A 20,893-nucleotide genomic window follows, 5' to 3' on the forward strand; every position below is an offset into this window, starting at 1 on the left:
TCCGATCAGCGATCGGACTTGAGGTATTGCAGGAACGGATCGTCGCGGTCCAGCACGATCACGCTCTGGCCGTCGGCGAAGGACTTGCGGTAGCTCTCCAGGCTGCGCTGGAAGGCGAAGAACGCCGGGTCCTTGTTGGCGGCAATGCCGTAGATGCGGGTGGCCTCGGCATCGCCCTCGCCGCGCGAACGCTGGGCGTCGCGCTCGGCTTCGGCCAGGATCACGGTCTTGTCGCGGTCGGCGGTGGCGCGGATCGCCTGCGCCAGTTCGAAACCTTCGGCGCGCAGCTGGCTGGCGACCTGCAGGCGCTGCGACTTCATCTGGTTGTACACCGACGCCAGCACGTTGCTGTCCTGCGGCAGGTCGATGCGCTTGATCCGGATGTCCTTGATCTGGACACCCAGGGTCGCCGCGCCCTTGTTGATCGCGACCAGTTGTTTGCCGATCACCGCTTCGCGATCGCCCTTGACCACGTCGAGCAGCTTGAGCGAGTTGATCTCGTTGCGCAGCGAATCGCGGATGATCGGCGCCAGACGCTCGGCCGCGACGCTTTCGTCGCCGCCGGTGGCCTGGAAGAAACGGCGCATATCCTTGATCTGGCCCACGGCGAAGAAATCGACGCTGACGTCGAGCTTGTCGGCGGTCAGGTAACGCTCGGGCTCGGCCGGCAGGATCTTCAGGCGCAGGTCGAACACGCGCTGGCTTTCGATCAGCGGCCACTTGAAGTGCAGGCCGGGGCCAAGGTCGCTGCGCACCACGGTGCCCAGGCGGAAGATCATCGCGCTGTGACCGGCGTTGACCACGAACATCGACCCCATCAGGGCCAACAGCAGGGCGACGCCCGCGGCAATCAGGGCGGGAACTCTCATCGCATCACCTCGTCACGGGTCTTCGGGCGCGTCGGTCGGCCGACATAGGGCACGGTGCTTTCGGTCGCGGTCACCGGGTTGAGCAACTCGGGTTGAGTCAGCGGCACGCTGACCGGACCGGGGGTGACCGCCACGCCGTTGCGATCGGCCATCGGCACGTACAGCACCTGGCGCGAATCGCCGCCGACGATCTTGCGGTTCTGGCTCAGCACGTCCTGCACGGTGTCCAGCCACATCCGCTTGCGGGTCACGTCGGGCGCGTTCTTGTACTGGTCGACCAGCAGCGAGAAGTGGGTCGCCTCGCCTTCGGCGCGGGCCACGGTCGAGGTCTTGTAGCCCTCGGCGGTGGTGCGGATGCGCTGGGCGTTACCGCGCGCTTCGGGCACGATCTTCTTGGCGTAGGCCTGGGCCTCGTTGATCGAGGTGGTCTTGTCGGCGTTGGCCCGCTGAGCTTCGTCGAACGCGTCCTTGACCTCGTCGGGCGGGCGCGCGTTGGGCAGGTTGAGCTCGGTGACGGTCAGGCCGGTCTCGTAATCCTTGAGCGAACCCTGCAAACGCTGGCGCACCTGGGTGGTCAGCACGCTGCGCGCGCCGAGCACGGTGTCCAGGTCGGAGCGGCCGATCTGCTCGCGCACCGCGCTCTGCGCGGCCTGCTTGAGCACTTCCTCGGGTTCGCGCGAACCGAACAGGTACTGGTACGGCGACTCGATCCGGTACTGGACGTTGATCTCGACGTTGACCATGTTGCCGTCGCGGGTCAGCACCGGCACGGTCTCGCTATAGGCCTTGCTCTGGGTCGCATTGACCTTGCGCACGCTCTCGATCGGCCACGGCGCCTTGAAGTGCGGGCCGGGCTGGAGCACGCGCGAGAACACGCCGAAGCGCAGGACCACGCCGCGTTCCTGCTCGGTCACCAGCACGAAGCAGTTGAACACCATCCACAGGCCGACCAGCAACGCGACCCAGCGCAAGATGCCGCCGCCTCCGCCGCCGAACAGCCCGCGCAGCGGATCGATCAGCGCGTCGAGGCCGCGGCCTTGGGGTTTGCGTTGCCGCGACGGTCGGTTGTCGCCGGAATTGTCACTGCCGGGGGTGTTCCAGGCCATGCCTGCTCCTAAAGAAGTGGACGCCAGGCGGAACATCCGATGTTCCGCCTGCTGCACCGGCCCGCGGCGGGGCCGGCACCGGACCGTGGCGTGGGGCGCCACGGAGATACGCGCGCGGGTTACCGCGCGCGAACCTGTCGATTCTAGGTGGGGGCCTGAACGGTCTCAAGCAAGGGGCGCAATGCCTCGCCATTGGCCTGGGCGAACAGGCGCTCGGCGTCGGTCACCGCGAGGTCGACTTCGACCACCCAGCCGTGCTCGTCGGCCTGTTCGGAGCGCACCGCGCCGAGCTCGTGCAGGCGCGCGCGCAAACGCGCGTCCTGCGAGGCGATCCGCACGCTGCCGGTAACGTGGCGCAGTTGCAGGGCCTCGCCCAGCGCCTCGCGCAGCAGGTCCAGGCCCTTGCCGTCGCGGGCCGATACCCAGACCCGGTTCTTGCCCTCGCCCGGGCGGTCGATGCGCGGGGCCACGTCGTCGAGCCGGTCGATCTTGTTGAATACCAGCAATTGCGGCAAATCGCCGGCGCCGATATCGGCCAGCACCTCGTCGACCTGGGCGATGCGCTCGTCGCGCAGCGGGTCGGCGGCGTCGATCACGTGCAGCAGCAGATCGGCCTCGCGCGCCTCCGACAGGGTCGAGCGGAACGCGGCGACCAGGTCATGCGGCAAATCCCGCACGAACCCGACCGTATCGGCCAATACCGCGCCGCCACCGGGCAGATCGATCCGGCGCACGGTCGGGTCGAGCGTTGCGAACAACTGGTCGGCGGCATACGCGTCGGCGCCGGTCATCGCATTGAACAAGGTCGACTTGCCGGCGTTGGTGTAGCCGACCAGCGCCACCCGCGGCAGCTCGCTGCGCATGCGCGCGCGGCGCATCTGGGTGCGCTGCACTTCGACCTTGTCCAGGCGCTTTTGCAGTTGCTCCAGGCGTTTTTGCAGCAGCCGGCGATCGGTTTCGAGCTGGGTTTCACCCGGGCCGCGCAGGCCGATCGAACCGCCGCGCTGGCGCTCCAGGTGGGTCCAGCCGCGGATCAGCCGGGTCGACATGTGCTTGAGCTGGGCCAGTTCGACCTGCAGCTTGCCCTCGGCGCTGTGCGCGCGCTGGGAGAAAATGTCGAGGATCAGGCCGGTGCGGTCGACCACCCGCCGCTCCAGCAGCTTCTCCAGGTTGCGCTCCTGGCCCGGCGACAGCCGGTGGTTGACCAGGATCAGGTCGGCGCCGCTGGCGTCGGCCGCGGCCTTGACCTCGTCGAGCTTCCCGCTGCCGATGAGGATCGCCGCATTGGGCTTGTCGATGCGCGCGGTGATGACCGCGGCCACCGTGGCGCCCGCCGACCGCGCCAGATCGGCGAATTCTTCCAGAAGGTCCTCATCCGGCGCACCGCCGGCATGAGGCTGGATCAGCAGGGCGTGTTCGCCCTTCTTGGAACGCTCAAACATCGGGTATGGGCAACGAGTGGAGAGTGAGAACTAATGCAGATGGAGGCGACGCACCGGTTTCTCAATTCTCCCCGCCCGCGGCTCGCATCATTCCGCTTCGTCGCCGCCGTCGCTGCCGTCGGCCGACTGGACATAGCCGCCGCCCGGGCCGACGCGGACGTTGCGCGCGGGGACGACGGTGGAAATGGCGTGTTTGTAGACCATCTGACTGACGGTGTTGCGCAACAGCACCACGAACTGGTCGAACGATTCGATCGTGCCCTGCAGCTTGATGCCGTTGACCAGGTAGACCGACACCGGTACGCGTTCGCGACGCAGCGCATTCAGGAAAGGATCCTGCAGGGATTGCCCCTTAGACATCTTCTAGTTCCCCAGCATGTTCTAGTTATTAGGAACGGCGCGCCCTGCCCTGCGGTGCCCCGAAGGCAGGTGCTTCCGTATCGCCGGCTGTTGTCCCCACAGGGGCGACCGCCCGATGTTAACGCAAGTCCAAGCAAACATTGCGACCCGGTTCCGGGTTTGCGCGCTCCATTCTAAGCGGCGTGCCCCGCCCCGCGCAGCCGGGCGCCGGCGAACAGCCTCAAGGCATGCTCCAGTTCGGCCGCGTCGCGCAAAGGATCGAACCAGCGCGCGTCAAGTTCGCCGCGCAGCCAGGTCAGCTGGCGCTTGGCCAGCTGGCGGGTGGCGTAGATGCCGCGATCGCGGAACTCGGCCGCCGGGTAAGCGCCGTCCAGATGCTCCCAGGCCTGGCGATAGCCGACCGCGCGGATCGCCGGCAGGTCCAGCGGCTGCGGATGTGCCTGCAACTGCGGCAACGCGCGCAGGCCGCGGACTTCATCGAGGAAACCCTGCGCCAGCATCGCGTCGAAACGCTGCTCGATGCGGCCGTGCAGCACCGCGCGCTCGGCCGGCGCCAGCACCAGCTTGAGCACCCGATACGGCAATCGCGGCGGCGGCGCCTGCTCGCGCCAGTGGCTGATGCTGCGGCCGGACAGGCGATAGACCTCGAGCGCGCGCTGGATGCGCTGGGCATCGGTGGCGTGGATACGCGCGGCGGCCCGCGGGTCGATCCGGGCCAGCTCGGCGTGCAGCGCGGCCCAGCCGCGTTGTTCGGCCTCGATGCCGAGCTGCGCGCGCATCGCCGGATCGGCCTGCGGCATCTCCGACAGCCCCTGCAACAAAGCGTGGAAGTACAGCCCGGTGCCTCCGGCCAGGATCGGCAGCCGCCCGCGCGCGGCGATCGCGTCCATGGCGCGGCGCGCGTCGAGCGCGAACTCGGCAGCCGAATACGGCTGCCACGGCTCGCGCACGTCGATCAGGTGATGCGGCACCGCCGCCTGTTCCTGCGCCGACGGCTTGGCCGCGCCGATGTCGAGGCCGCGGTAGACCAGGGCCGAGTCGACGCTGACGATCTCCGCATCCAGCCGCCGCGCCCACTCCAGCGCGAGCGCGGTCTTGCCCGAGGCGGTCGGCCCCATCAGGGCGATGGCGAGCGGGCGTGGATCGGCGGAAACGTTCATTCGCGATGCGGGGTCATGCGCGGTGCGGGCCGCGGCGGTGGAATCAGCCGGCAGACTCGCACAGCCGGGTTGATGACGAAAGCGCCGCAGCGTCCGGCGCGAGCAGTGGACAACCACGGCGGGCGATCACCTCGCTTGCGCACAAAAGCTGTGGAGAACCGCTGGGGCAAGCCTGTTGATAAGCCCATCCGGCCCTTACGGCGCAACGCTTCGCGACTGTTTGTCGGTTTTTTGACCAAGCCGTTACGGTTGTCCACACAGCCTGTGGACAAGCCTGCGGACAGTTTCCAGATCACCCCCTTCGAAGCGTTGCGGTACAAGCATTGCAAGAGGTTTGGCGAAAATTTCGCCAGCGATTTTCGCTTGACGTGCGAGCGCTGATCGGCATCGCCGCGGTGGCCGGCGGCGATGCAGAAGCGCTTGGCGAATGCAAGCGTTTCGAACATTCCGCAGCCGGCGATCCGCCGAGGCCCGCGGCCGCTCGCGCCTGTCCACAATGCCTGTGGACAAAGCTGCGGACACACGCATTGCAATCGGGTTTCACGCCTTGCGTGGCAAGGGCTGGGCAAGTTTGGCTAATTTTTGATCACCCGCCGATACCTCGCTGATATTCCGCCGCGGCTCAAATTCCGCACGGGCAGTCAAGCGTTTTGGCTTCCTGTAGGAGCGGCGTGAGCCGCGACCGCGAATCATGGCTGCGACGTAGCTGCGAAGTGGTGGTCGCGGCTCGCGCCGCCTCTACAGGGGGCTCTCGGGTTTTCGCGTAAGCGTGCGGGCAAGCGCTGGTCGAATCTCGTCTGGCAACTCCCGTCGCCAGGCCATCGCGATGTCCACATTGCCTGTGGGCAAAGCTGCGGATACACACCTTGCAATCGGGTTTCACGCCTTGTGCGGCAAGGGCTAGATAAGTTTGGCTAATTTTTGATCACTCGCCGATATCGGCCGGCGACTCAAATGTCATCCGCACAGTCAAGTGTTTCGTATCCCACTGCAGGAGCGGCGCAAGCCGCGACCGCGAACCATGCCGACGACGCAGGTGCGAGGTCGCGGTCGCGGCTCGCGCCGCTCCTACAGGAAGCGCTCGGATTTTCGCGGAGGTATTCGGGGCAAGCGCTGGTCGAATCTCGTCTGGCAACTCCCGTCGTCAGACCATAGCGATGTCCACATTGCCTGTGGGCAAAGCTGCGGATACACGCGTTGTAATCGGGTTTCACGCCTTGTGCGGCAAGGGCTGGATAAGTTTGGCTAAATTTTGACCACGGCTGATATCGGGCCGCGGTTCAAATTTCGCGCGGGCAGTCAAGCGTTTTTTCTCCTGTAGGAGCGGCGTGAGCCGCGACCGCGAACCAAGCCCGCGACGCAGGTGCGAGGTCGCGGTCGCGGCTCACGCCGCTCCTACAGGGGCGCTCGAGTTTTCGCGGAGGTATCCGGGGCAAGCGCCGGTCGAATCTCGTCTGGCAACTCCCGCCGTCAGACCATCGCGATGTCCACATTGCCTGTGGGCAAAGCTGCGGATACACAACTTGCAATCGGGTTTCACGCCTTACGCGATAAGGGCTAGGCAAGTTTGGCTAATTTTTGATCACCCGCCGATATCTCGCTGATATTCCGCCGCGGCTCAAATTCCGCACGGGCATTCAAGCGTTTTTTCTTCCTGTAGGAGCGGTGTGAGCCGCGACCGCGAACCAAGCCCGCGACGTAGGTGCGAGGTCGCGGTCGCGGCTTACGCCGCTCCTACAGGGGCACTCGGTTTTCACGGAGGTATGCGGGGCGAGCGCTAATCAAATCCCGCCTGGCAACTATCATCGTCAAGCCATCGCGATGTCCACATTGCCTGTGGGCAAAGCTGCGGATACACACCTTGCAATCGGGTTTCACGCCTTGTGCGACAAGGGCTGGATAAGTTTGGCTAATTTTTGATCACGCGCTGATATCGGGCCGTAACTCAAATGCCATCCACATAGTCAAGTGTTTCGTATCTCCCTGTAGGAGCGGCGCAAGCCACGACCGCGAACCATGCCGACGACGTAGGTGCGAAGTCGCGGTCGCGGCTCACGCCGCTCCTACAGGCCCCGTGTTTTCGCGTAGGTGTGCGGCCAAGCGCCGGTCGAATCTCGTCTGCAATTACCGTCGTCAGGCCATAGCGATGTCCACATTGCCTGTGGGCAAAGCTGCGGATACACGCCTTGCAATCGGGTTTCACGCCTTGTGCGGCAAGGGCTGGGCAAGTTTGGCTAATTTTTGATCACTCGCCGATAGCGGCCGGGGACTCAAATGTCATCCGCACAGTCAAGCGTTTCGTATCCCTCTGTAGGAGCGGCGCAAGCCGCGACCGCGAACCATGCCCACGACGCAGGTGCGAGGTCTGGGTCGCGGCTAGCGCCGCTCCTACAAGGGCACTCGGAGGTTCGTGAATGCAGGCAAGGCACGCGATGGCCGAACGCCAATCTGGCAATGATCGTCAGGCCGTCACTATGTCCACAACGCCTGTGGACAAGCCTGCGGACACACGCCTTGTATCGGGTTCCACGCGTTGCGCCGCAAGGCATGCGCAAGATTGGCTAATTTTTAGCCACTCACATCGACGCATGCTCGCGCTCGCGGATCGACCGCCTCAGGGCGGCCTCATCGGCGACACGCCTGGAGCGTCCTCAACGCCAGCTTATTCGTCGTCCGGCCACTTCGGCATCGAAGGCGTCGACGCGCGCTTGGGCGCTTGTTGCGCGGCCACGGCCGCCCAGACCTTGAGGGCGTCGATGGTGGCGGCGACATCGTGCACGCGCAGCAGCTTGGCGCCGCGCTGGGCCGCGATCAGGTGCGCGGCCACCGAGCCCGCCACGCGATCGCGCGGATCGTCGCGGCCGGTGATCTGGCCGATGCTGCGTTTGCGCGAAAGTCCGGCCAATACCGGCACGCCGAGTTCGGCATAGCGTTCGAGCTGCGCGAGCAAGGTCAGGTTGTGCTGCAAGGTCTTGCCGAAACCGAAGCCGGGATCGACCACGATGCGCTTCTTGTCGATCCCGGCCATCTCGGCGGCGAAGATGCGCTCGGCCAGGAAACGATGCACCTCGGACACCACGTCGTCGTAGCTCGGCTCTTGCTGCATCGAACGCGGCTCGCCCTGCATGTGCATGAGCACCACCGGGACGCCGAGCGATGCGGCCATGTCGAGCGCGCCGTCGCGGCGCAGGGCGTAGACGTCGTTGATCAGGCCGGCGCCGGCTTCGATCGCGGCGCGCATGACCTCGGGCTTGGAGGTGTCGATGCTGATCGGCAGCGCGGTTTCGCGCGCCAGGCGCTCGATCACCGGGATGGTGCGGCGCAGTTCTTCTTCGAGCGGCACCTCGTCGGCGCCGGGACGGGTGGATTCGCCGCCGATGTCGAGCGCGTCGGCGCCCTCTTCGGCCAGCCTGAGGCCGTGCGCGACCGCCGCCTCGGTCGTGTCGTGCGCGCCGCCGTCGGAGAACGAATCGGGCGTGACGTTGACGATGCCGAGCACGCGCGGGCGATCGAGCAACAGGCGGCGGCCGTTGCAGTCCAGGGTCGGGGCTAGGTCGAACATGGGCGGTTCCCAGGGGGCGTCGAGAACCCGAATGCTACCCGCTTGGCGTGGGCCGGGCCGGTCGCTAATGGCGGCGGCGCGGGTTGCGGGCGTGGCATCTCGCCTATGTGCGACGGGGGCTCTCGTTTTGCGGCCTGACTTGCTGCTTGCGTCGTTACGCCTGTTTCGCGGTCGCGGCTTGCGCCGCTCCTACAGGGGATGTGGGGAATCGTCGGGACGTGAAAAACAAAAACGCCGGGGAGTGCCCGGCGTTTTGTTGGAGCGCGTTGAACGCAACTTCGGTCAGGTCTGCGCCGCGGGCCCGCCGATCGCGCCCGGACGGTTGTCGTCCTTGGACACGCGGCCCGACTTGGCCCAGTCGGCCGGCGGACCGGGCTCGCGGCCGGCCATGATCGCGTCGATCTGGGTCGCGTCGATGGTCTCGTACTGCAGCAGCGCCTCGGCCATCACGTGCAGCTTGTCCAGGTTGTCCTTGAGGATTTCCGAGGTGCGGCCATAGGCCTTGTCGAGAATGCCGCGCACCACTTCGTCGATCTTGCGCGCGGTCTCGTTGGACACGTTCTTGTGCTGGGTGACCGAACGGCCGAGGAAGACTTCGTCTTCTTCTTCGCCGTAGGCGATCGGGCCCATCTCGTCGCTCAGGCCCCACTTGGTGACCATGTTGCGGGCCATCTTGGTCGCGCGCTCGATGTCGTTGGACGCGCCGGTGGTGACCTTGTCGACGCCGAAGATCAGCTCCTCGGCGACGCGGCCGCCGTACAGCGAGCACAGCTGCGATTCGATCGCCACGCGGTTCATCGAGTACTTGTCGCCTTCCGGCAGATACATCGTCACGCCCAGGGCGCGGCCGCGCGGAATGATGGTGACCTTGTAGACCGGATCGTGCTCGGGCACGACGCGACCGACGATGGCGTGGCCGGCTTCGTGATACGCGGTGAGCTTCTTCTCGTCCTCGCTCATCGCCATCGAACGGCGCTCGGCGCCCATCAGGATCTTGTCGCGGGCCTTGTCGAAGTGCTCCATGCGCACTTCCTTGCCGTTCTCGCGCGCGGCGAACAAGGCCGCCTCGTTGCACAGATTGGCGAGGTCGGCGCCGGAGAAACCCGGGGTGCCGCGGGCGATGGTCATCGGCTCGACATCGTCGGCCAGCGGCAGCTTGCGCATGTGCACGCGCAGGATCTGCTCGCGGCCCTTGACGTCGGGCAGGCCGACCACGACCTGACGGTCGAAACGGCCCGGACGCAGCAGCGCCGGGTCGAGCACGTCGGGACGGTTGGTCGCGGCGATCACGATCACGCCTTCGCCGCCTTCGAAACCGTCCATCTCGACCAGCAACTGGTTGAGGGTCTGCTCGCGCTCGTCATGACCGCCGCCCAGGCCGGCGCCGCGATGACGGCCGACCGCGTCGATTTCGTCGATGAAGATGATGCACGGCGCGTGCTTCTTGGCCTGCTCGAACATGTCGCGCACGCGGCTGGCGCCGACGCCGACGAACATTTCGACGAAGTCCGAACCGGAGATCGAGAAGAACGGCACCTTGGCCTCGCCGGCGATGGCGCGGGCCAGCAGGGTCTTGCCGGTGCCGGGCGGGCCGACCATCAGCACGCCGCGCGGAATCTTGCCGCCGAGCTTCTGGAACTTGGACGGATCGCGCAGGAATTCGACGAGTTCGCCGACTTCCTCCTTCGCCTCGTCGCAGCCGGCGACGTCGGCCAGGGTCACCTTGACCTGGTCCTCGCCCTGCAGCTTGGCCCGCGAGCGGCCGAAGCTCATCGCGCCCTTGCTGCCGCCCTGCTGCATCTGGCGCATGAAATAGACCCAGATGCCGATGAACAGCAGCCACGGCAGCACGTTGATCAGGATCATGATCAGCGAGGGGCTGCTCGACGGCGGGGTCTGCTCGGTGACGACCTTATGGTTGATCAGGTCGTTGATCAGGTACGGGTCGCGCGTGCTGTAGGTCGTGAACGTGCTGTCGTCCTTGCGCTTGCCGGTGATCGTCGTGCCGTCATCGGAGATCTTGACCTCCTTGATGCGGTCGGTCTGGACCTGGTTGATGAACTGGTCGTAGGCGAGCACTTCCGAGCCCGCGGTGCGCGGACCGAACGCCTGGAACACCACCATCAGCACGACGGCGACGATCACCCAGAGCAGCAGATTCTTGGCCAAATCGTTCATGTATTTCCTACCCTGCGACCCCACCCGAAGTGGGAAGTCTCGTGTCCTCCGGCGCCTTGTGCGCCGGCGGTAACGCCCAGATTGCCATACAGCCACGCCGCGCACCTGCCGAGATTCGGCCGGTGGCAGCCTCGGCGCAATCACCCGATCGTCATGGATCAGGTCATCGCCGCCTTCTTGCCCTGCGCCAGCGCGTACACCTCCGGCGACCGCTTGCGCGACGCCGCCGGCTTGCGGATCGAGACCTTGGCGTAGCGACGGCGCAGTTCGCGCACGTAATCGTCGAAGCCCACGCCCTGGAACAGCTTGATCAGGAACGTGCCGTCGACCTTCAGATGCCGGTCGGCGAAATCCATCGCCAGCTCCGAAAGGTGCATCGCTCGCGGCAGGTCCACCGCGTCCACACCGCTCATATTGGGGGCCATGTCGGACAGAACAAGGTCCACCGGCTGCCCGCCCACGCTGGTCTCCAGCTGGGCCAGGACCTCGTCTTCACGGAAATCGCCGAGGATGAACTCGACCCCGGCCAAGCCGGGCATGTCCAGGATGTCCAGGGCGATGACCCGGCCGGGCTGGCGCGGGTTCAGCCGGTCCAGCTCGCTGCGCAGCCATTGCGACCAGCCGCCCGGGGCGGCGCCCAGGTCGACCACGATCATCCCGGGCTTGAGCAGACGGTCGCGTTCGACCAGTTCCTCGAGTTTGTAGGCCGCGCGCGAGCGCAAGCCTTCGGCCTTGGCCTTCTTTACGAAGGGGTCGGAGAAGTGTTCCTTGAGCCAGCGCTGGCTGGATTTGCTTCGGGTCGCCATGAGCGGGCGGCCGTCCCGGTAGGGGTTAGGGACGCCATGATACCCTGAGCGCCCTTTACGCTTAGTACGTGTGACCCGATGCCCACCCTGTTGACCTCCGCCCAGACCCGTTTCCTGCGCGGACAGGCCCACGACCTCAAGGCCATGCTGCAGGTCGGCGGCAAGGGCATTACCGATGCGCTGCTGGCCGAAATCGACCATGCGCTCGAGCACCACGAGCTGATCAAGGTCAAGGTCGGCGCCGACGACCGCGAGGTCCGCGACGCCATGATCGCCGACATAGCTGAACGGACCGGCTCGGCCCTGGTCCAGCGGATCGGCCACACCGCCGTGCTGTACCGCCCGAGCAAGGAAAAGCGCCAGATCGTGTTGCCGAGGTCTTGATGAAGCCGGGAATGGGGAATCGGGAATAGGGAATCGGAAAGCCTCCCGCCCTGCTCCGCTCCGGTTTTGCCGATTCCCGATTCCCCATTCCCGATTCCCGCCCCAATGCAACTGACCCTGGAACGCCCCGACCACGAATTCTTCCTGCGCGGGGCCGACGGCCAGGTCGCGCTGGTCAACGACCGGCGGCTGCAGCGCAGTTTCGTCCTCGCCCCGAACCGGCTGATCGAGGACTGGGCGGTCAGCGACGTGCGCGCCCTGACCATCGACGACCTGGAACCGCTGTTCGCGCTGGAGCCGGAGCTGATCGTGCTCGGCGGCGGCGCCGCCCAGGTCTTTCCGCCCGCCGCGACCCTGGCCGCCTGCCTGCGCCGCGGGGTCGGGCTGGAAACCATGACCAATTCGGCCGCCGCGCGCACCTTCAACGTGCTGGCCGGCGAAGGCCGCAAAGTGGTCGCGGGGTTCGTGCTGGGCGCGTGAGCCGGCGCGGTGCCCGTTCGAGGCGAACCACCCATGCCGCGCCCGATACCTATCCCACGGTTCCGACTGCAGGAGCGACGCGAGTCGCGACCGCGACCTCGGGGCTGCGTCGAAACTGTGAGGCCGCGGTCGCGACTTGCGTCGCTCCTACAGGGGGCTGCCGGGAGAACGTCGAGGGCTTGAGCGCTCGCTTTGCCGCGGCGCGGCTTTTGCCGTTGCTCGTGGCGATTGCGATCGCCGGCTGTCGCGCGCCCTCGCCCAGCGAACGCTACGAACGGTGGCTCGCGGACGGCCAACGCGAGAAAGTCGCCGAATACCGCGGTTACTTGCGCGCTCAAGGCCTTGCCGAACTCCCGCCGATGCAGCAGTTGCTGCGTTCCGGACGACGTTGGCGCCGATGCGGCGCGGCCGAGTTCGCGCTGCCACCGAAACCGATGTGGCCCGAGACCGCGCGCACGCTGCGCTTGATCGCCGACTTGCGCGCCGCGGGCTTGCTCGAAGGCGTCGAAATCACGTCCGGGTATCGCAATGCGGCCTTGAACCGCTGCGAAGGCGGCAGTTCGCGCAGCCGCCACATGAGCGGCGGCGCCTACGACTTCGACCTCGCCCGCGATGCGGATACGCAAGCGCTGTGCGACTTCTGGCGTCGTCGCGGTCCGGCGAGCGGCTTCGGGCTCGGGTTTTACGACGCGCGCCATCTGCACATCGACACCGCCGGGTTCCGCACCTGGGGCGAGGACTACACGTACCGGACATCGCAGTGCGTGCCCGGCGCGCGCCTGAAACACGATGCGAACCAACCCGACGCCCCATGACGCGCGGCATCGCCCAGCGGGCCGGCATCCAGCCGCGGCGCGTTCCGCCACCGCCGTAAAGACGCGCGGGTAGTCAGAACCTCATCTCCCCGGTCAGGCCAACTTCGATAGTCGATGGCGAGTAGCCAGTCGACTCCCGCAGCCGTTCTTGCGAATCAGCGAGCGCCGCCGATCGCGGTCAATCCGATTTCCGGCGCAGCGAGTAGCTATAAGAGTCGGTCCGCAAATGCAGGATGGTCTTGCTGATCGGCGCGTAGACGATGCGCACCGCGTCTTCTGGCAGCAGCGCATGGAACAAGCGGTGTTCAACCACGAACACGATCGTCCGCGGCGGCGACTCATCGACCGTCACCGTGATGAAGCACAAGGGGCTGCCGCTTTCGGAGCTCTCGGCACGCATGTGGCTGATGCGGCCGCGGATGCTGAGCTTGATCCCCCTATCGAGATCGGCCTGCAATTTGTCGTCTTCGTTCGACACGACGAAAACCATCAGCGCCGCCGCCAGCACAGCGGCAACGACAATGACCGCGATCGCTCCTGCGCCCATGTCCTTCACGTCGGCCAACATCAGTACCGCCACGAAAATCAGGCCTACGCCCAGCAAAGCGACCATTCCGCAGCCGCCCGTCCGCCTCGGGGCCAAGGTATCGCGCTCGTGTTTGTTGAGCGTTCCGGTTTGGCGCGGCGGCGTGTCTTCGATGCTCGCGGCGACTTCGGAGAGAGGCGCTGCGGACGCCTGCTGGAGATCGGGATCCGATGACGCGGACAAGGTTTTCCGCCGCAACGCCCGCGCCGCATCGCGCTGCGCCCTGCGCTGTTGCAAACGCGAATCGGCTGAACTGTTGGGCTCCAGCGCGGCCTGCAGAGCCAAGTCCGGCGCGGCGAAATCGTACTCGCATCCCACCGCGACGACGCTGATGACGGTCTTGCTGGCCGGCGCGTAGGCGACACGGACTTGCTCGCCGTATTCAACCTCGAAGAACACGAGGTCTTGCGGGGTGAATTCGAGCGAGCACGGCGGCGTTTCCTCGGTCCGCAGCTCGATGCGGCAGCGCGATTGCTCGCCGTCATGAGCTACCTTCGTTACCGTCGCCACGGCGAGCCGCTTGATGCCGCCGTCCATGTCTGCCTGAAGGTTCGCGTTGGTGGCCCAGCTGACCAGCGCCGTCAATGCCGCCAGTGCGAGGCCAGCGACTACGGCCACCGCGATCAAGAAAGCGCCGTAACGCTCCCACGTCGTCCACACCATTAACAGCGTGATCACGACGATCGCTATCGCACCCAACACGCCGTTGGACTTGAGCGCATCCAGGCGAGCGATCTCGTCCTGGCTCAGCGGCTGCGTCTTGTTTTCCTCCGACGATGCCGTCATGGCGAGGTGCCCGCCCCGACCTTGTCTGGATCCGGACGCCGGCCATAGCGGCAATGCTCGGTCCTCAACTGAAGGATCGTCTTGCTGAGCGGAACATAGGCGATGCGCACTAGGTCGTCCTGCTTGACCTGCAGGTACAAGCGCTTTTCCACGAAGAATTTGATCTGTCGCGAAGGCGTTTCATCGATGGCCACGGTGAGGATGCCTGGACCGGTGGTCTCTTCGGAATCCATGCGGATGATGCGGCCCGAGGCGATCAACTTGATGCCCGCATCCAGGTCGGACTGCAGCTTGCCGTCCTCTTTCCGGATCATGAAACCCACCGCGGCCAGAAGGCAGACGACGCCCGCCGCGATGCCCGCGACAGCACCCATGTCGAGGGTGAAAATTCCGCCCAGACCCAGGCAGATCGCAATGATCAGAGCCATCGCGCCCAGAAAGCCGATGATTCCGCTGCAGCCCTCGCGCATGGAGGCCAACACCACCGTGTCGTGCATGCTGAGCGGCCGGGTCAGGATTTGCCCCGACCTGCCATCGCTGTCGTCCGCGACGTCCCATTGAAGATCGTCGCCCTCTTCGAACGAGTCCGGCGGCGGCTCGATCTGGGCTTCATCCGGCGGTGTCGACATGCTGATCCTTCAGGCGGTTTCGCCGGCTTATTCTGCACCGATCCGGCCCACCGCATGCTGGCGGCGAGAAATGATCGTTCGATGCCGCCGAGCGGCTCGCGGGCGGATGCGTCCGCGTTCGAACATCGAGCCGCGGCGTACCGTCAAACAGCAGAGGCGGCAACGATGCGCGTCGACACCTAAAGCGGCGCCAGCCCCAACTGCGACAGTTTTCGCGCCATGCCTTCGGGCGTATTGAGCGTATGCAAGCAACCGCCGTCGGCCCGCCGATACGAGATCAAACCGCCATCGGTCAGCCACGCGACCAGAATCGCGTCGCGCGCCAAGGCGCTGCGGTGTTCGGACACGGGAATATCGGAACCAAGCAGGTCTGCGGGCATCAGCGCGGGATCGGCCTGCTTGAGCACGAACCGGCCCGGACAGTCGACGATGTCGGTCCATGGCCAGGCCGCTTTCACAGTCGCGAAATCCATGGGCTCGCCCGGCGCCCCGCGACGGCGGGTGCGCGATCGGTTATTTCGCCGGCAGGTACAACAACGGATCGACCGGCTTGGCGTTGTAGCGCACTTCGAAATGCAGCATGTCGCGCGCGGCGCCGCTGCGGCCCATCTCGGCGATCTGTTCGCCGGCCTTCACCAACTGGCCTTCGTTGACCAGACGCTTGCGGTTGTGGCCATAGGCCGACAGCCACTGCTCGTTGTGCTTGACGATGATCAGTTCGCCGTATCCGACCAGACCGGTGCCCGAATACACCACCACGCCATCGGCCGCGGCGCGCACCGGGGTGCCGCTGGCGCCGCCGATGTCGACGCCCTGCTTGGTCGGTTCGTTGGCGACGTAGCGGCCCAGCAGCGGACCGTCGGCCGGCCAGCGCCAGCGGATGCCGCTGTTGATCGGCGCGGCCGGGGTCGGCGCGGGCGTGCTGGTGCGCGGCGGCGTGGTGCCGGCCGACGACGAACCCGAGGACGCCGGCGGGCGGCTGCCGTTGGACGGGTACAGGCGCAGGCGCTGGCCCGGATACAGGTTGTACGGCGGCGACAAGTTGTTCCAGGCGGCCAGGTCGGCCAGCTGGATGCCGTTGTTGGCGGCGATGCGGTACAGGCCTTCGCCGCGCTGCACGGTGTAGGTGGCGCCGTACTTGGGCTTGGACGCCGGCTGCGACGGGGTGGACGGGCGCGAGCCGCCGGGACGCGCCGACGTGCCCGGACGGCTGTGGCCGCCGCGCGAGGGCTCGCGCACGACCGTGCTCGAACAACCGATCAGGGCGAGCGCGGCCAGCACGCAAGCGGCCATCGCCAGGGTCGGGGTTCGGGTCGTGTGGGTCATGCCTGTCCTCGTGCCGCGGCGATCGTCGCGCCGATCGCCTCGGGTTAATTCCTGAATTGGGTGCAGCCGTCGCGAACAGTCTGGCGGCAGGCGCGGCTTATTGCTGTGAACGCCACACCAGCCAGGCGATCGCGCCGGCCACGATCAACGTGGCGATCCAGCCGATCGGCTCGATATAGCGCCGCAGCGCCTGCTCGGCGCGTTCGCCGCCGATGCGGATCGCTAGCGCCAGCAGGTACACACGCTTGCCGCGGCCGATCAACATGCTCGGGATGTATTGCAGCATAGGCACGCCGACGATGCCCGACGCCCAGGTGAACACCTTCATCGGAATCGGCATGAAACCGCCGAGCACCAGGAAGGTGAACACCGCCCAGGGCGACTCGACCATCTTGGCCTGGACCGTGGCGATGCCCGCCTCGATGCTGGTCAGCATGCCCAGCGAGGCGAACACCGGCTTGAGCGCTTCGAACGCGTAGTGGCCCAGCGCATAACCGACCAGCGCGCCGGCCATCGAGCCGATCAGGCTCAAGGTCGCGAACCAGAACGCGCGCCGCGGCTGGGCGACGCACATCGGCGCGAGCATCACCTCCGGCATCACCGGAAAGATGATCGCCTCGATGAAGCTCAGGCCGGTGAGGTAGGCCGGGGCGTGCTTGTGCCGGGCCCAGGTGATGGTGCGCTCGTAGAGCGGTCCGAAGATCTTCAAATCGTGCCTCTGTCGCGAATCGTGTTCAGTCGATCATGCCCGACAGCAGCGGCACGAAGACCACCGGCGCGAGCGTGTGTTGGCTGATGGTGCCGTCGGCATCCTTGCGCAGCTTGAGCAGCGACTGCGACGAAGCCGCGCCGACCGGCGCGATCAAGGTGCCGTTGGGCGCGAGCTGATCGGTGAGCGCGTCGACCAGCGCGGGCGCGGCGGCGGTGACGATGATCGCGTCGAACGGGCCGTTCTCGGGCCAGCCGATGCGGCCGTCGTCGTGCTTGCTGCGCACGTTGAGACCGAGCTGGCGAAAGCGCTTGCGCGCGGTGCGCAGCAGTTCGCCGATGCGTTCGACGGTGTGCACTTCCAGGCCCAGCGCGGCCAGGATCGCGGCCTGATAGCCCGAACCGGTGCCGATTTCGAGCACCTTGCCGGGAATGCCGTCCTCCAGCAACGCCTCGGTCATCTTGGCCACCACCCACGGCTGGGAAATGGTCTGGCCGTGGCCGATCGGCAAGGCGGTGTCTTCGTAGGCGCGCATCGCCAGCGCTTCGTCGACGAACAGATGGCGCGGCACGGTGCGGATCGCGTTGAGCACGCGCTCGTCGCGCAGGCCCGATTCGCGCAGGCGCTCGACCAGGCGGTCGCGCACCCGCTGCGAGGTCAGGCCGCTGCCGATCGCTTCGGGCTGCAGACGCATGCGCTGGATCATCGCGGCCGCTCCGCGCCCGACGCCGCGCCATCGAGCGCGCCGGCCAGGCCGCCGACCCAGCTGGCGACCTGCTCCAGGGCCTGATAACGGGTCAGATCGACGTGGATCGGGGTGATCGAGATATTGCCGGTGCGCACCGCGTTGAAATCGGTGCCCGGGCCGGCATCGGCCTCGGCGCCGGCCGCGCCGATCCACCACCACTGGCGGCCGCGCGGGTCTTGTTGCTGCACGCAGGCTTCGGCGCGATGGCGATTGCCCAGGCGGCTGACTTCGAACCCGGCGATCTCGCTCCACGGCAGATCGGGCACGTTGACGTTGAGAATGGTGTCGGCCGGCAGCGGGTCGGTGCGCAGACGGGCGATGATCTCGACCGCGGCGCGCGCGGCGCTTTCGTAGTGACGGCCGACGTGGTCGGCGGTCGCCAGCGAGACCGCGACCGCGGGCAGGCCGAGGAAGCGGCCTTCCATCGCCGCGGCGACGGTGCCCGAATAGATCACGTCGTCGCCCATGTTGGCGGTGTTGTTGATGCCCGACACGACGATGTCGGGCTCGACCTCGAGCATGCCGGTGATCGCCACGTGCACGCAGTCGGTCGGCGTGCCGTAGACGCGCCAGGTGCTGTCGTCGAGCTTGCTCACGCGCACCGGCATGTCCAGGGTCAGCGAATTGCTCGCGCCGGAGCGGTCGCGGTCGGGCGCGACCACCAGCACTTCGTGACCGGCCTCGCGCAGGCCCTGGGCGAGGATGCGAATGCCGGGGGCGTCGACACCGTCGTCGTTGGAGACCAATACGCGCATGAGACTCCGCAAGTAAAAAGCTGGCAAACCAGCCCCGGATGATACCCGATATGGCCGGCGCCCCCGCGCCGCACGCGGCGGCCGAGCGGCGTTATGATGAGCCCACGACCGCCGGGACGCAGGTACACAGCACGGCATGGAGTATTGGGATCATATCGATCGGGTGATGCGCGCCAACACGATGGACGAGGTGAAATCGTTCACCGCGGCGTACACCAAGGCCATCGGCTTCGAGCATCACGGCTACGCGACGAAACTGCGCGAACCGCTGAGCGGCGGCGCCGATTCCCTGTTCTTCGAGGATTTCGACAGCGACTGGTCCAAGACCTATCCGCGCCTGTTCACGCCGCAGGCCGAGCAGACCGATCCGCGCATCGTGATGTCGCGCGAAGGTTTTCCGGCGGCGGCGTGGAATTCGCGCGGCCGCACCAACTACGAGCCGCCCGGCGCCTCGTTGGCCCAACGCACGCGCAAGACCCTGATCCAGGCCGGCGAATTCGGCCTGCACGGCGGCATCACCGTGCCGAGTTGGTCGCCGTCGACCCATTGGGCCTTCACCACCTTCACCCACAAGGCCGTGCTCGATCCGCGCGAGCTGATCCCGCTGATCGGCGAGTCGGTGTATTTCGTCAGCTGCATGCATGCCGCGATCGATCGCCTGCTGCGGCGGCCGCGCAGCGCGCCGCGCCTGAGCGAACGCGAGTGCGAAGTGCTGCGCTGGTCGGCGGTCGGCAAGACCTCGTGGGAGATCTCGATGATCCTGCGCATCAGCGAGCGCACGGTGAATTTCCATCTGCAGCAGGTCTCGCGCAAGTTGGGCGTCAAGGGCCGGCGCGCGGCCTGCGCGCGCGCGGTGGCGCTGGGGCTGATCCTGCTGTGAGTCATCGAGGGCGCGCGCGATGCGCGGTTGCTCAAGCCGTTCACGAGGCGTTTCGCTCGAATCGCCGCGATCTGGAACAGGAGCGTCGGGCTTGAAAGCCCGCCCACACCAAGCCTCGCGGCTTCGACGTCTTTTGTGGGCGGGCGCTTCAGCCCCGACGCTTTTCGCTCAGGTCGCCGCGATCCGGAACAAGAGCGCCCGGCCCACGGCTTCCAACATCAACCGCACCGATCGAACTTTGCCGAATCGGTCGTTTCGCCGCCGGTTCGCGCTGGAATGCAGCGCACTCGAGCGGATCGGCCGGCCGATACGACGAAGGCAAACGTAACGCGTTTCGCCGTACGCCCACGCATTCGCCACCCATCGTTCTGTCCCTTATCGCCCCGTCGCCACCGCGCAGGCATCGAGTATCCGCCTGTCAGTTCTTACAGGCGCCACGTCGGTGCCGCGCCCGCCCATGCTCAACTTCGCGCCGCGGGATACGTCGAGGCATGCGCGCTTGCGCGAGGGGACTTGCCGACCGATACCGCGGCAGCAAGTTTTCCCCGGTGCCGGCCCGATACCGACGGTCCGCAAGTCCCAAGGAAGGGCCGGGGCTTTTAATCGCGCGAGGTTTCAATCGCGCTGCTTTCGACGGCCCCGGTTTGGACGGTGCCGCTTCGACGATGCGGCTTCGACACCACGACCATTGCCTGCACCGTGGCCCGGCGCCGATTATCCTGTGGCCATGACGCCCCCGCCCGACCGACCCGACGACGACAGCGACGACGCGGCCCTGTTCCGCGCCGCGATCGGCGAGGTCCGCCGCCTGCCCGATGCCGCCCTGCCGCCGACCGCGCCCAAGCCGCGGCCACGCGCGCGCATGGCCGAACGCGATGAGGCGCTGGCGCGCGAGGAATTCCGTCACGCCCTCGACGAGAGCCTGCTCGAAGCCGGCGACGCCCTGAGTTATCGCCGCGACGAACTGCCGCCGCGGGTGTTCGCGCGCCTGCGCCGCGGCGAGATCTCGGCGCAGGAGGAACTCGACCTGCACGGCAGCCCGGCGCGCGAGGCCGAAGCGTTGCTGCGCGCTTTCCTCAACGACGCGCGCGAACACGGCCTGGGTTGCGTGCGGGTGATCCACGGCAAGGGCCGCAACGGCGGCAGCGACTATGTCGACAGCCGCGGTTCGCCGGTGCTCAAGAATCTGGTCGACCGGATGCTGCGCCAGCGCGCGGACATCCTCGCCTTCCACTCCGCGCCGCCCGCGCAGGGCGGCACCGGCGCGGTGCTGGTGTTGCTCGCGCCGCCGCAGCGGCGGCGCTGAGCGGCG

The 20,893-nt window shown here is 66.8% G+C and carries 22 protein-coding genes and 1 pseudogene; 6 read left to right on the plus strand and 17 right to left on the minus strand.

The genetic code is table 11. The annotated features are described in order from the left end of the window. Positions 1–5 precede the first annotated feature (5 nt). From hflC to rlmE, 9 genes are all read right to left on the minus strand, one after another. Positions 6–869, minus strand: a complete 864-nt coding sequence (gene hflC, locus IEQ11_RS16910) for a protease modulator HflC (protein ID WP_036114122.1) — start codon at positions 867–869, stop codon at positions 6–8. Next, a complete protein-coding gene (gene hflK, locus IEQ11_RS16915; RefSeq protein WP_191823831.1) occupies positions 866–1,975 on the minus strand; it encodes an FtsH protease activity modulator HflK in 1,110 nt (369 codons plus the stop codon). Before hflK ends, hflC begins: the two co-directional genes overlap by 4 nt. 143 nt (positions 1,976–2,118) lie before the next feature. After that, positions 2,119–3,417: a ribosome rescue GTPase HflX gene (gene hflX / locus IEQ11_RS16920; RefSeq protein WP_036114116.1), complete on the minus strand. Its 1,299-nt coding sequence runs from the start codon at positions 3,415–3,417 to the stop codon at positions 2,119–2,121. 87 nt (positions 3,418–3,504) lie between these two features. Continuing rightward, on the minus strand, positions 3,505–3,777 hold the full coding sequence (hfq, locus tag IEQ11_RS16925) for an RNA chaperone Hfq (RefSeq protein WP_036114113.1): 273 nt from the start codon (positions 3,775–3,777) through the stop codon (positions 3,505–3,507). A gap of 173 nt (positions 3,778–3,950) precedes the next feature. Further along, the gene (miaA, locus tag IEQ11_RS16930; RefSeq protein WP_191823832.1) at positions 3,951–4,937 is read right to left on the minus strand and encodes a tRNA (adenosine(37)-N6)-dimethylallyltransferase MiaA; all 987 of its coding nucleotides are present in this window, start codon (positions 4,935–4,937) and stop codon (positions 3,951–3,953) included. Next, positions 4,934–5,383, minus strand: a complete 450-nt coding sequence (locus IEQ11_RS16935) for a hypothetical protein (RefSeq protein WP_191823833.1) — start codon at positions 5,381–5,383, stop codon at positions 4,934–4,936. The genes miaA and IEQ11_RS16935 overlap by 4 nt, the downstream gene beginning before the upstream one ends. Before the next feature lie 2,216 nt (positions 5,384–7,599). Continuing rightward, on the minus strand, positions 7,600–8,499 hold the full coding sequence (gene folP / locus IEQ11_RS16940; RefSeq protein WP_191823764.1) for a dihydropteroate synthase: 900 nt from the start codon (positions 8,497–8,499) through the stop codon (positions 7,600–7,602). A 282-nt stretch (positions 8,500–8,781) separates the two neighbouring features. Further along, a complete protein-coding gene (ftsH, locus tag IEQ11_RS16945) occupies positions 8,782–10,677 on the minus strand; it encodes an ATP-dependent zinc metalloprotease FtsH (RefSeq protein ID WP_036114102.1) in 1,896 nt (631 codons plus the stop codon). A gap of 158 nt (positions 10,678–10,835) precedes the next feature. Next, positions 10,836–11,483 (minus strand): 23S rRNA (uridine(2552)-2'-O)-methyltransferase RlmE, encoded by a 648-nt coding sequence (gene rlmE / locus IEQ11_RS16950; protein WP_046657431.1) that lies wholly within the window; start codon positions 11,481–11,483, stop codon positions 10,836–10,838. A gap of 78 nt (positions 11,484–11,561) precedes the next feature. On the opposite strand from rlmE, the gene yhbY reads away from it, so the two are divergent. From yhbY to IEQ11_RS16965, 3 genes are all read left to right on the plus strand, one after another. Next, entirely contained in the window at positions 11,562–11,867 is a 306-nt protein-coding gene (gene yhbY / locus IEQ11_RS16955; protein ID WP_036114097.1) for a ribosome assembly RNA-binding protein YhbY, read from the plus strand. Between the two features lie 105 nt (positions 11,868–11,972). Next, positions 11,973–12,347 carry an Mth938-like domain-containing protein gene (locus IEQ11_RS16960; protein ID WP_046657433.1) on the plus strand — a complete coding sequence of 125 codons (375 nt, stop codon included), beginning with the start codon at positions 11,973–11,975 and terminating at the stop codon, positions 12,345–12,347. Between the two features lie 221 nt (positions 12,348–12,568). Continuing rightward, the gene (locus tag IEQ11_RS16965; RefSeq protein ID WP_247024865.1) at positions 12,569–13,162 is read left to right on the plus strand and encodes a D-Ala-D-Ala carboxypeptidase family metallohydrolase; all 594 of its coding nucleotides are present in this window, start codon (positions 12,569–12,571) and stop codon (positions 13,160–13,162) included. Positions 13,163–13,340: 178 nt separating this feature from the next. Here IEQ11_RS16965 and IEQ11_RS16970 read toward each other — a convergent pair whose 3' ends face one another. From IEQ11_RS16970 to surE, 7 genes are all read right to left on the minus strand, one after another. After that, positions 13,341–14,534 (minus strand): hypothetical protein, encoded by a 1,194-nt coding sequence (locus IEQ11_RS16970; RefSeq protein WP_191823766.1) that lies wholly within the window; start codon positions 14,532–14,534, stop codon positions 13,341–13,343. Then, on the minus strand, positions 14,531–15,163 hold the full coding sequence (locus tag IEQ11_RS16975) for a hypothetical protein (RefSeq protein WP_191823767.1): 633 nt from the start codon (positions 15,161–15,163) through the stop codon (positions 14,531–14,533). Before IEQ11_RS16975 ends, IEQ11_RS16970 begins: the two co-directional genes overlap by 4 nt. A 179-nt stretch (positions 15,164–15,342) precedes the next feature. After that, positions 15,343–15,636, minus strand: coding sequence for a hypothetical protein (locus IEQ11_RS16980; protein ID WP_191823768.1), 294 nt, complete (start codon positions 15,634–15,636; stop codon positions 15,343–15,345). A 40-nt stretch (positions 15,637–15,676) separates the two neighbouring features. Further along, positions 15,677–16,489, minus strand: a complete 813-nt coding sequence (locus IEQ11_RS16985; RefSeq protein WP_046657441.1) for a peptidoglycan DD-metalloendopeptidase family protein — start codon at positions 16,487–16,489, stop codon at positions 15,677–15,679. A 97-nt stretch (positions 16,490–16,586) separates the two neighbouring features. Beyond that, positions 16,587–17,198 (minus strand): YqaA family protein, encoded by a 612-nt coding sequence (locus IEQ11_RS16990; protein ID WP_036114082.1) that lies wholly within the window; start codon positions 17,196–17,198, stop codon positions 16,587–16,589. A gap of 25 nt (positions 17,199–17,223) precedes the next feature. After that, entirely contained in the window at positions 17,224–17,904 is a 681-nt protein-coding gene (locus tag IEQ11_RS16995; RefSeq protein ID WP_036114076.1) for a protein-L-isoaspartate(D-aspartate) O-methyltransferase, read from the minus strand. Continuing rightward, a complete protein-coding gene (gene surE, locus IEQ11_RS17000) occupies positions 17,901–18,701 on the minus strand; it encodes a 5'/3'-nucleotidase SurE (protein WP_096415137.1) in 801 nt (266 codons plus the stop codon). The genes IEQ11_RS16995 and surE overlap by 4 nt, the downstream gene beginning before the upstream one ends. A gap of 136 nt (positions 18,702–18,837) precedes the next feature. On the opposite strand from surE, the gene IEQ11_RS25915 reads away from it, so the two are divergent. After that, positions 18,838–19,581 carry a helix-turn-helix transcriptional regulator gene (locus IEQ11_RS25915; RefSeq protein WP_057922188.1) on the plus strand — a complete coding sequence of 248 codons (744 nt, stop codon included), beginning with the start codon at positions 18,838–18,840 and terminating at the stop codon, positions 19,579–19,581. A 50-nt stretch (positions 19,582–19,631) separates the two neighbouring features. Here the strand turns inward: IEQ11_RS25915 and IEQ11_RS26100 are convergent. Next, positions 19,632–19,688: pseudogene (locus tag IEQ11_RS26100) on the minus strand (DUF6053 domain-containing protein); the annotation flags it as partial. 26 nt (positions 19,689–19,714) lie between these two features. On the opposite strand from IEQ11_RS26100, the gene IEQ11_RS26040 reads away from it, so the two are divergent. Continuing rightward, complete coding sequence (locus IEQ11_RS26040; protein ID WP_425494688.1) at positions 19,715–19,909, plus strand: DUF6053 domain-containing protein; 195 nt, start codon at positions 19,715–19,717, stop codon at positions 19,907–19,909. Positions 19,910–20,308: 399 nt separating this feature from the next. Continuing rightward, complete coding sequence (locus IEQ11_RS17015; protein WP_046657442.1) at positions 20,309–20,887, plus strand: Smr/MutS family protein; 579 nt, start codon at positions 20,309–20,311, stop codon at positions 20,885–20,887. Positions 20,888–20,893: the final 6 nt, after the last annotated feature.

Origin of the sequence: Lysobacter capsici (genome assembly GCF_014779555.2) — a bacterium.
In the GTDB taxonomy this organism is placed as follows: Bacteria; Pseudomonadota; Gammaproteobacteria; order Xanthomonadales; family Xanthomonadaceae; genus Lysobacter; species Lysobacter capsici.

Coding starts and splice junctions, on each gene's coding strand:
- hflC (WP_036114122.1), bottom strand. CDS start 869: ATGAGAGTTCCCGCCCTGATTGCCGCGGGCGTCGCCCTGCTGTTGGCC.
- hflK (WP_191823831.1), bottom strand. CDS start 1,975: ATGGCCTGGAACACCCCCGGCAGTGACAATTCCGGCGACAACCGACCG.
- hflX (WP_036114116.1), bottom strand. CDS start 3,417: ATGTTTGAGCGTTCCAAGAAGGGCGAACACGCCCTGCTGATCCAGCCT.
- hfq (WP_036114113.1), bottom strand. CDS start 3,777: ATGTCTAAGGGGCAATCCCTGCAGGATCCTTTCCTGAATGCGCTGCGT.
- miaA (WP_191823832.1), bottom strand. CDS start 4,937: ATGAACGTTTCCGCCGATCCACGCCCGCTCGCCATCGCCCTGATGGGG.
- IEQ11_RS16935 (WP_191823833.1), bottom strand. CDS start 5,383: ATGTTCGAAACGCTTGCATTCGCCAAGCGCTTCTGCATCGCCGCCGGC.
- folP (WP_191823764.1), bottom strand. CDS start 8,499: ATGTTCGACCTAGCCCCGACCCTGGACTGCAACGGCCGCCGCCTGTTG.
- ftsH (WP_036114102.1), bottom strand. CDS start 10,677: ATGAACGATTTGGCCAAGAATCTGCTGCTCTGGGTGATCGTCGCCGTC.
- rlmE (WP_046657431.1), bottom strand. CDS start 11,483: ATGGCGACCCGAAGCAAATCCAGCCAGCGCTGGCTCAAGGAACACTTC.
- yhbY (WP_036114097.1), top strand. CDS start 11,562: ATGCCCACCCTGTTGACCTCCGCCCAGACCCGTTTCCTGCGCGGACAG.
- IEQ11_RS16960 (WP_046657433.1), top strand. CDS start 11,973: ATGCAACTGACCCTGGAACGCCCCGACCACGAATTCTTCCTGCGCGGG.
- IEQ11_RS16970 (WP_191823766.1), bottom strand. CDS start 14,534: ATGACGGCATCGTCGGAGGAAAACAAGACGCAGCCGCTGAGCCAGGAC.
- IEQ11_RS16975 (WP_191823767.1), bottom strand. CDS start 15,163: ATGTCGACACCGCCGGATGAAGCCCAGATCGAGCCGCCGCCGGACTCG.
- IEQ11_RS16980 (WP_191823768.1), bottom strand. CDS start 15,636: ATGGATTTCGCGACTGTGAAAGCGGCCTGGCCATGGACCGACATCGTC.
- IEQ11_RS16985 (WP_046657441.1), bottom strand. CDS start 16,489: ATGACCCACACGACCCGAACCCCGACCCTGGCGATGGCCGCTTGCGTG.
- IEQ11_RS16995 (WP_036114076.1), bottom strand. CDS start 17,904: ATGATCCAGCGCATGCGTCTGCAGCCCGAAGCGATCGGCAGCGGCCTG.
- surE (WP_096415137.1), bottom strand. CDS start 18,701: ATGCGCGTATTGGTCTCCAACGACGACGGTGTCGACGCCCCCGGCATT.
- IEQ11_RS25915 (WP_057922188.1), top strand. CDS start 18,838: ATGGAGTATTGGGATCATATCGATCGGGTGATGCGCGCCAACACGATG.
- IEQ11_RS17015 (WP_046657442.1), top strand. CDS start 20,309: ATGACGCCCCCGCCCGACCGACCCGACGACGACAGCGACGACGCGGCC.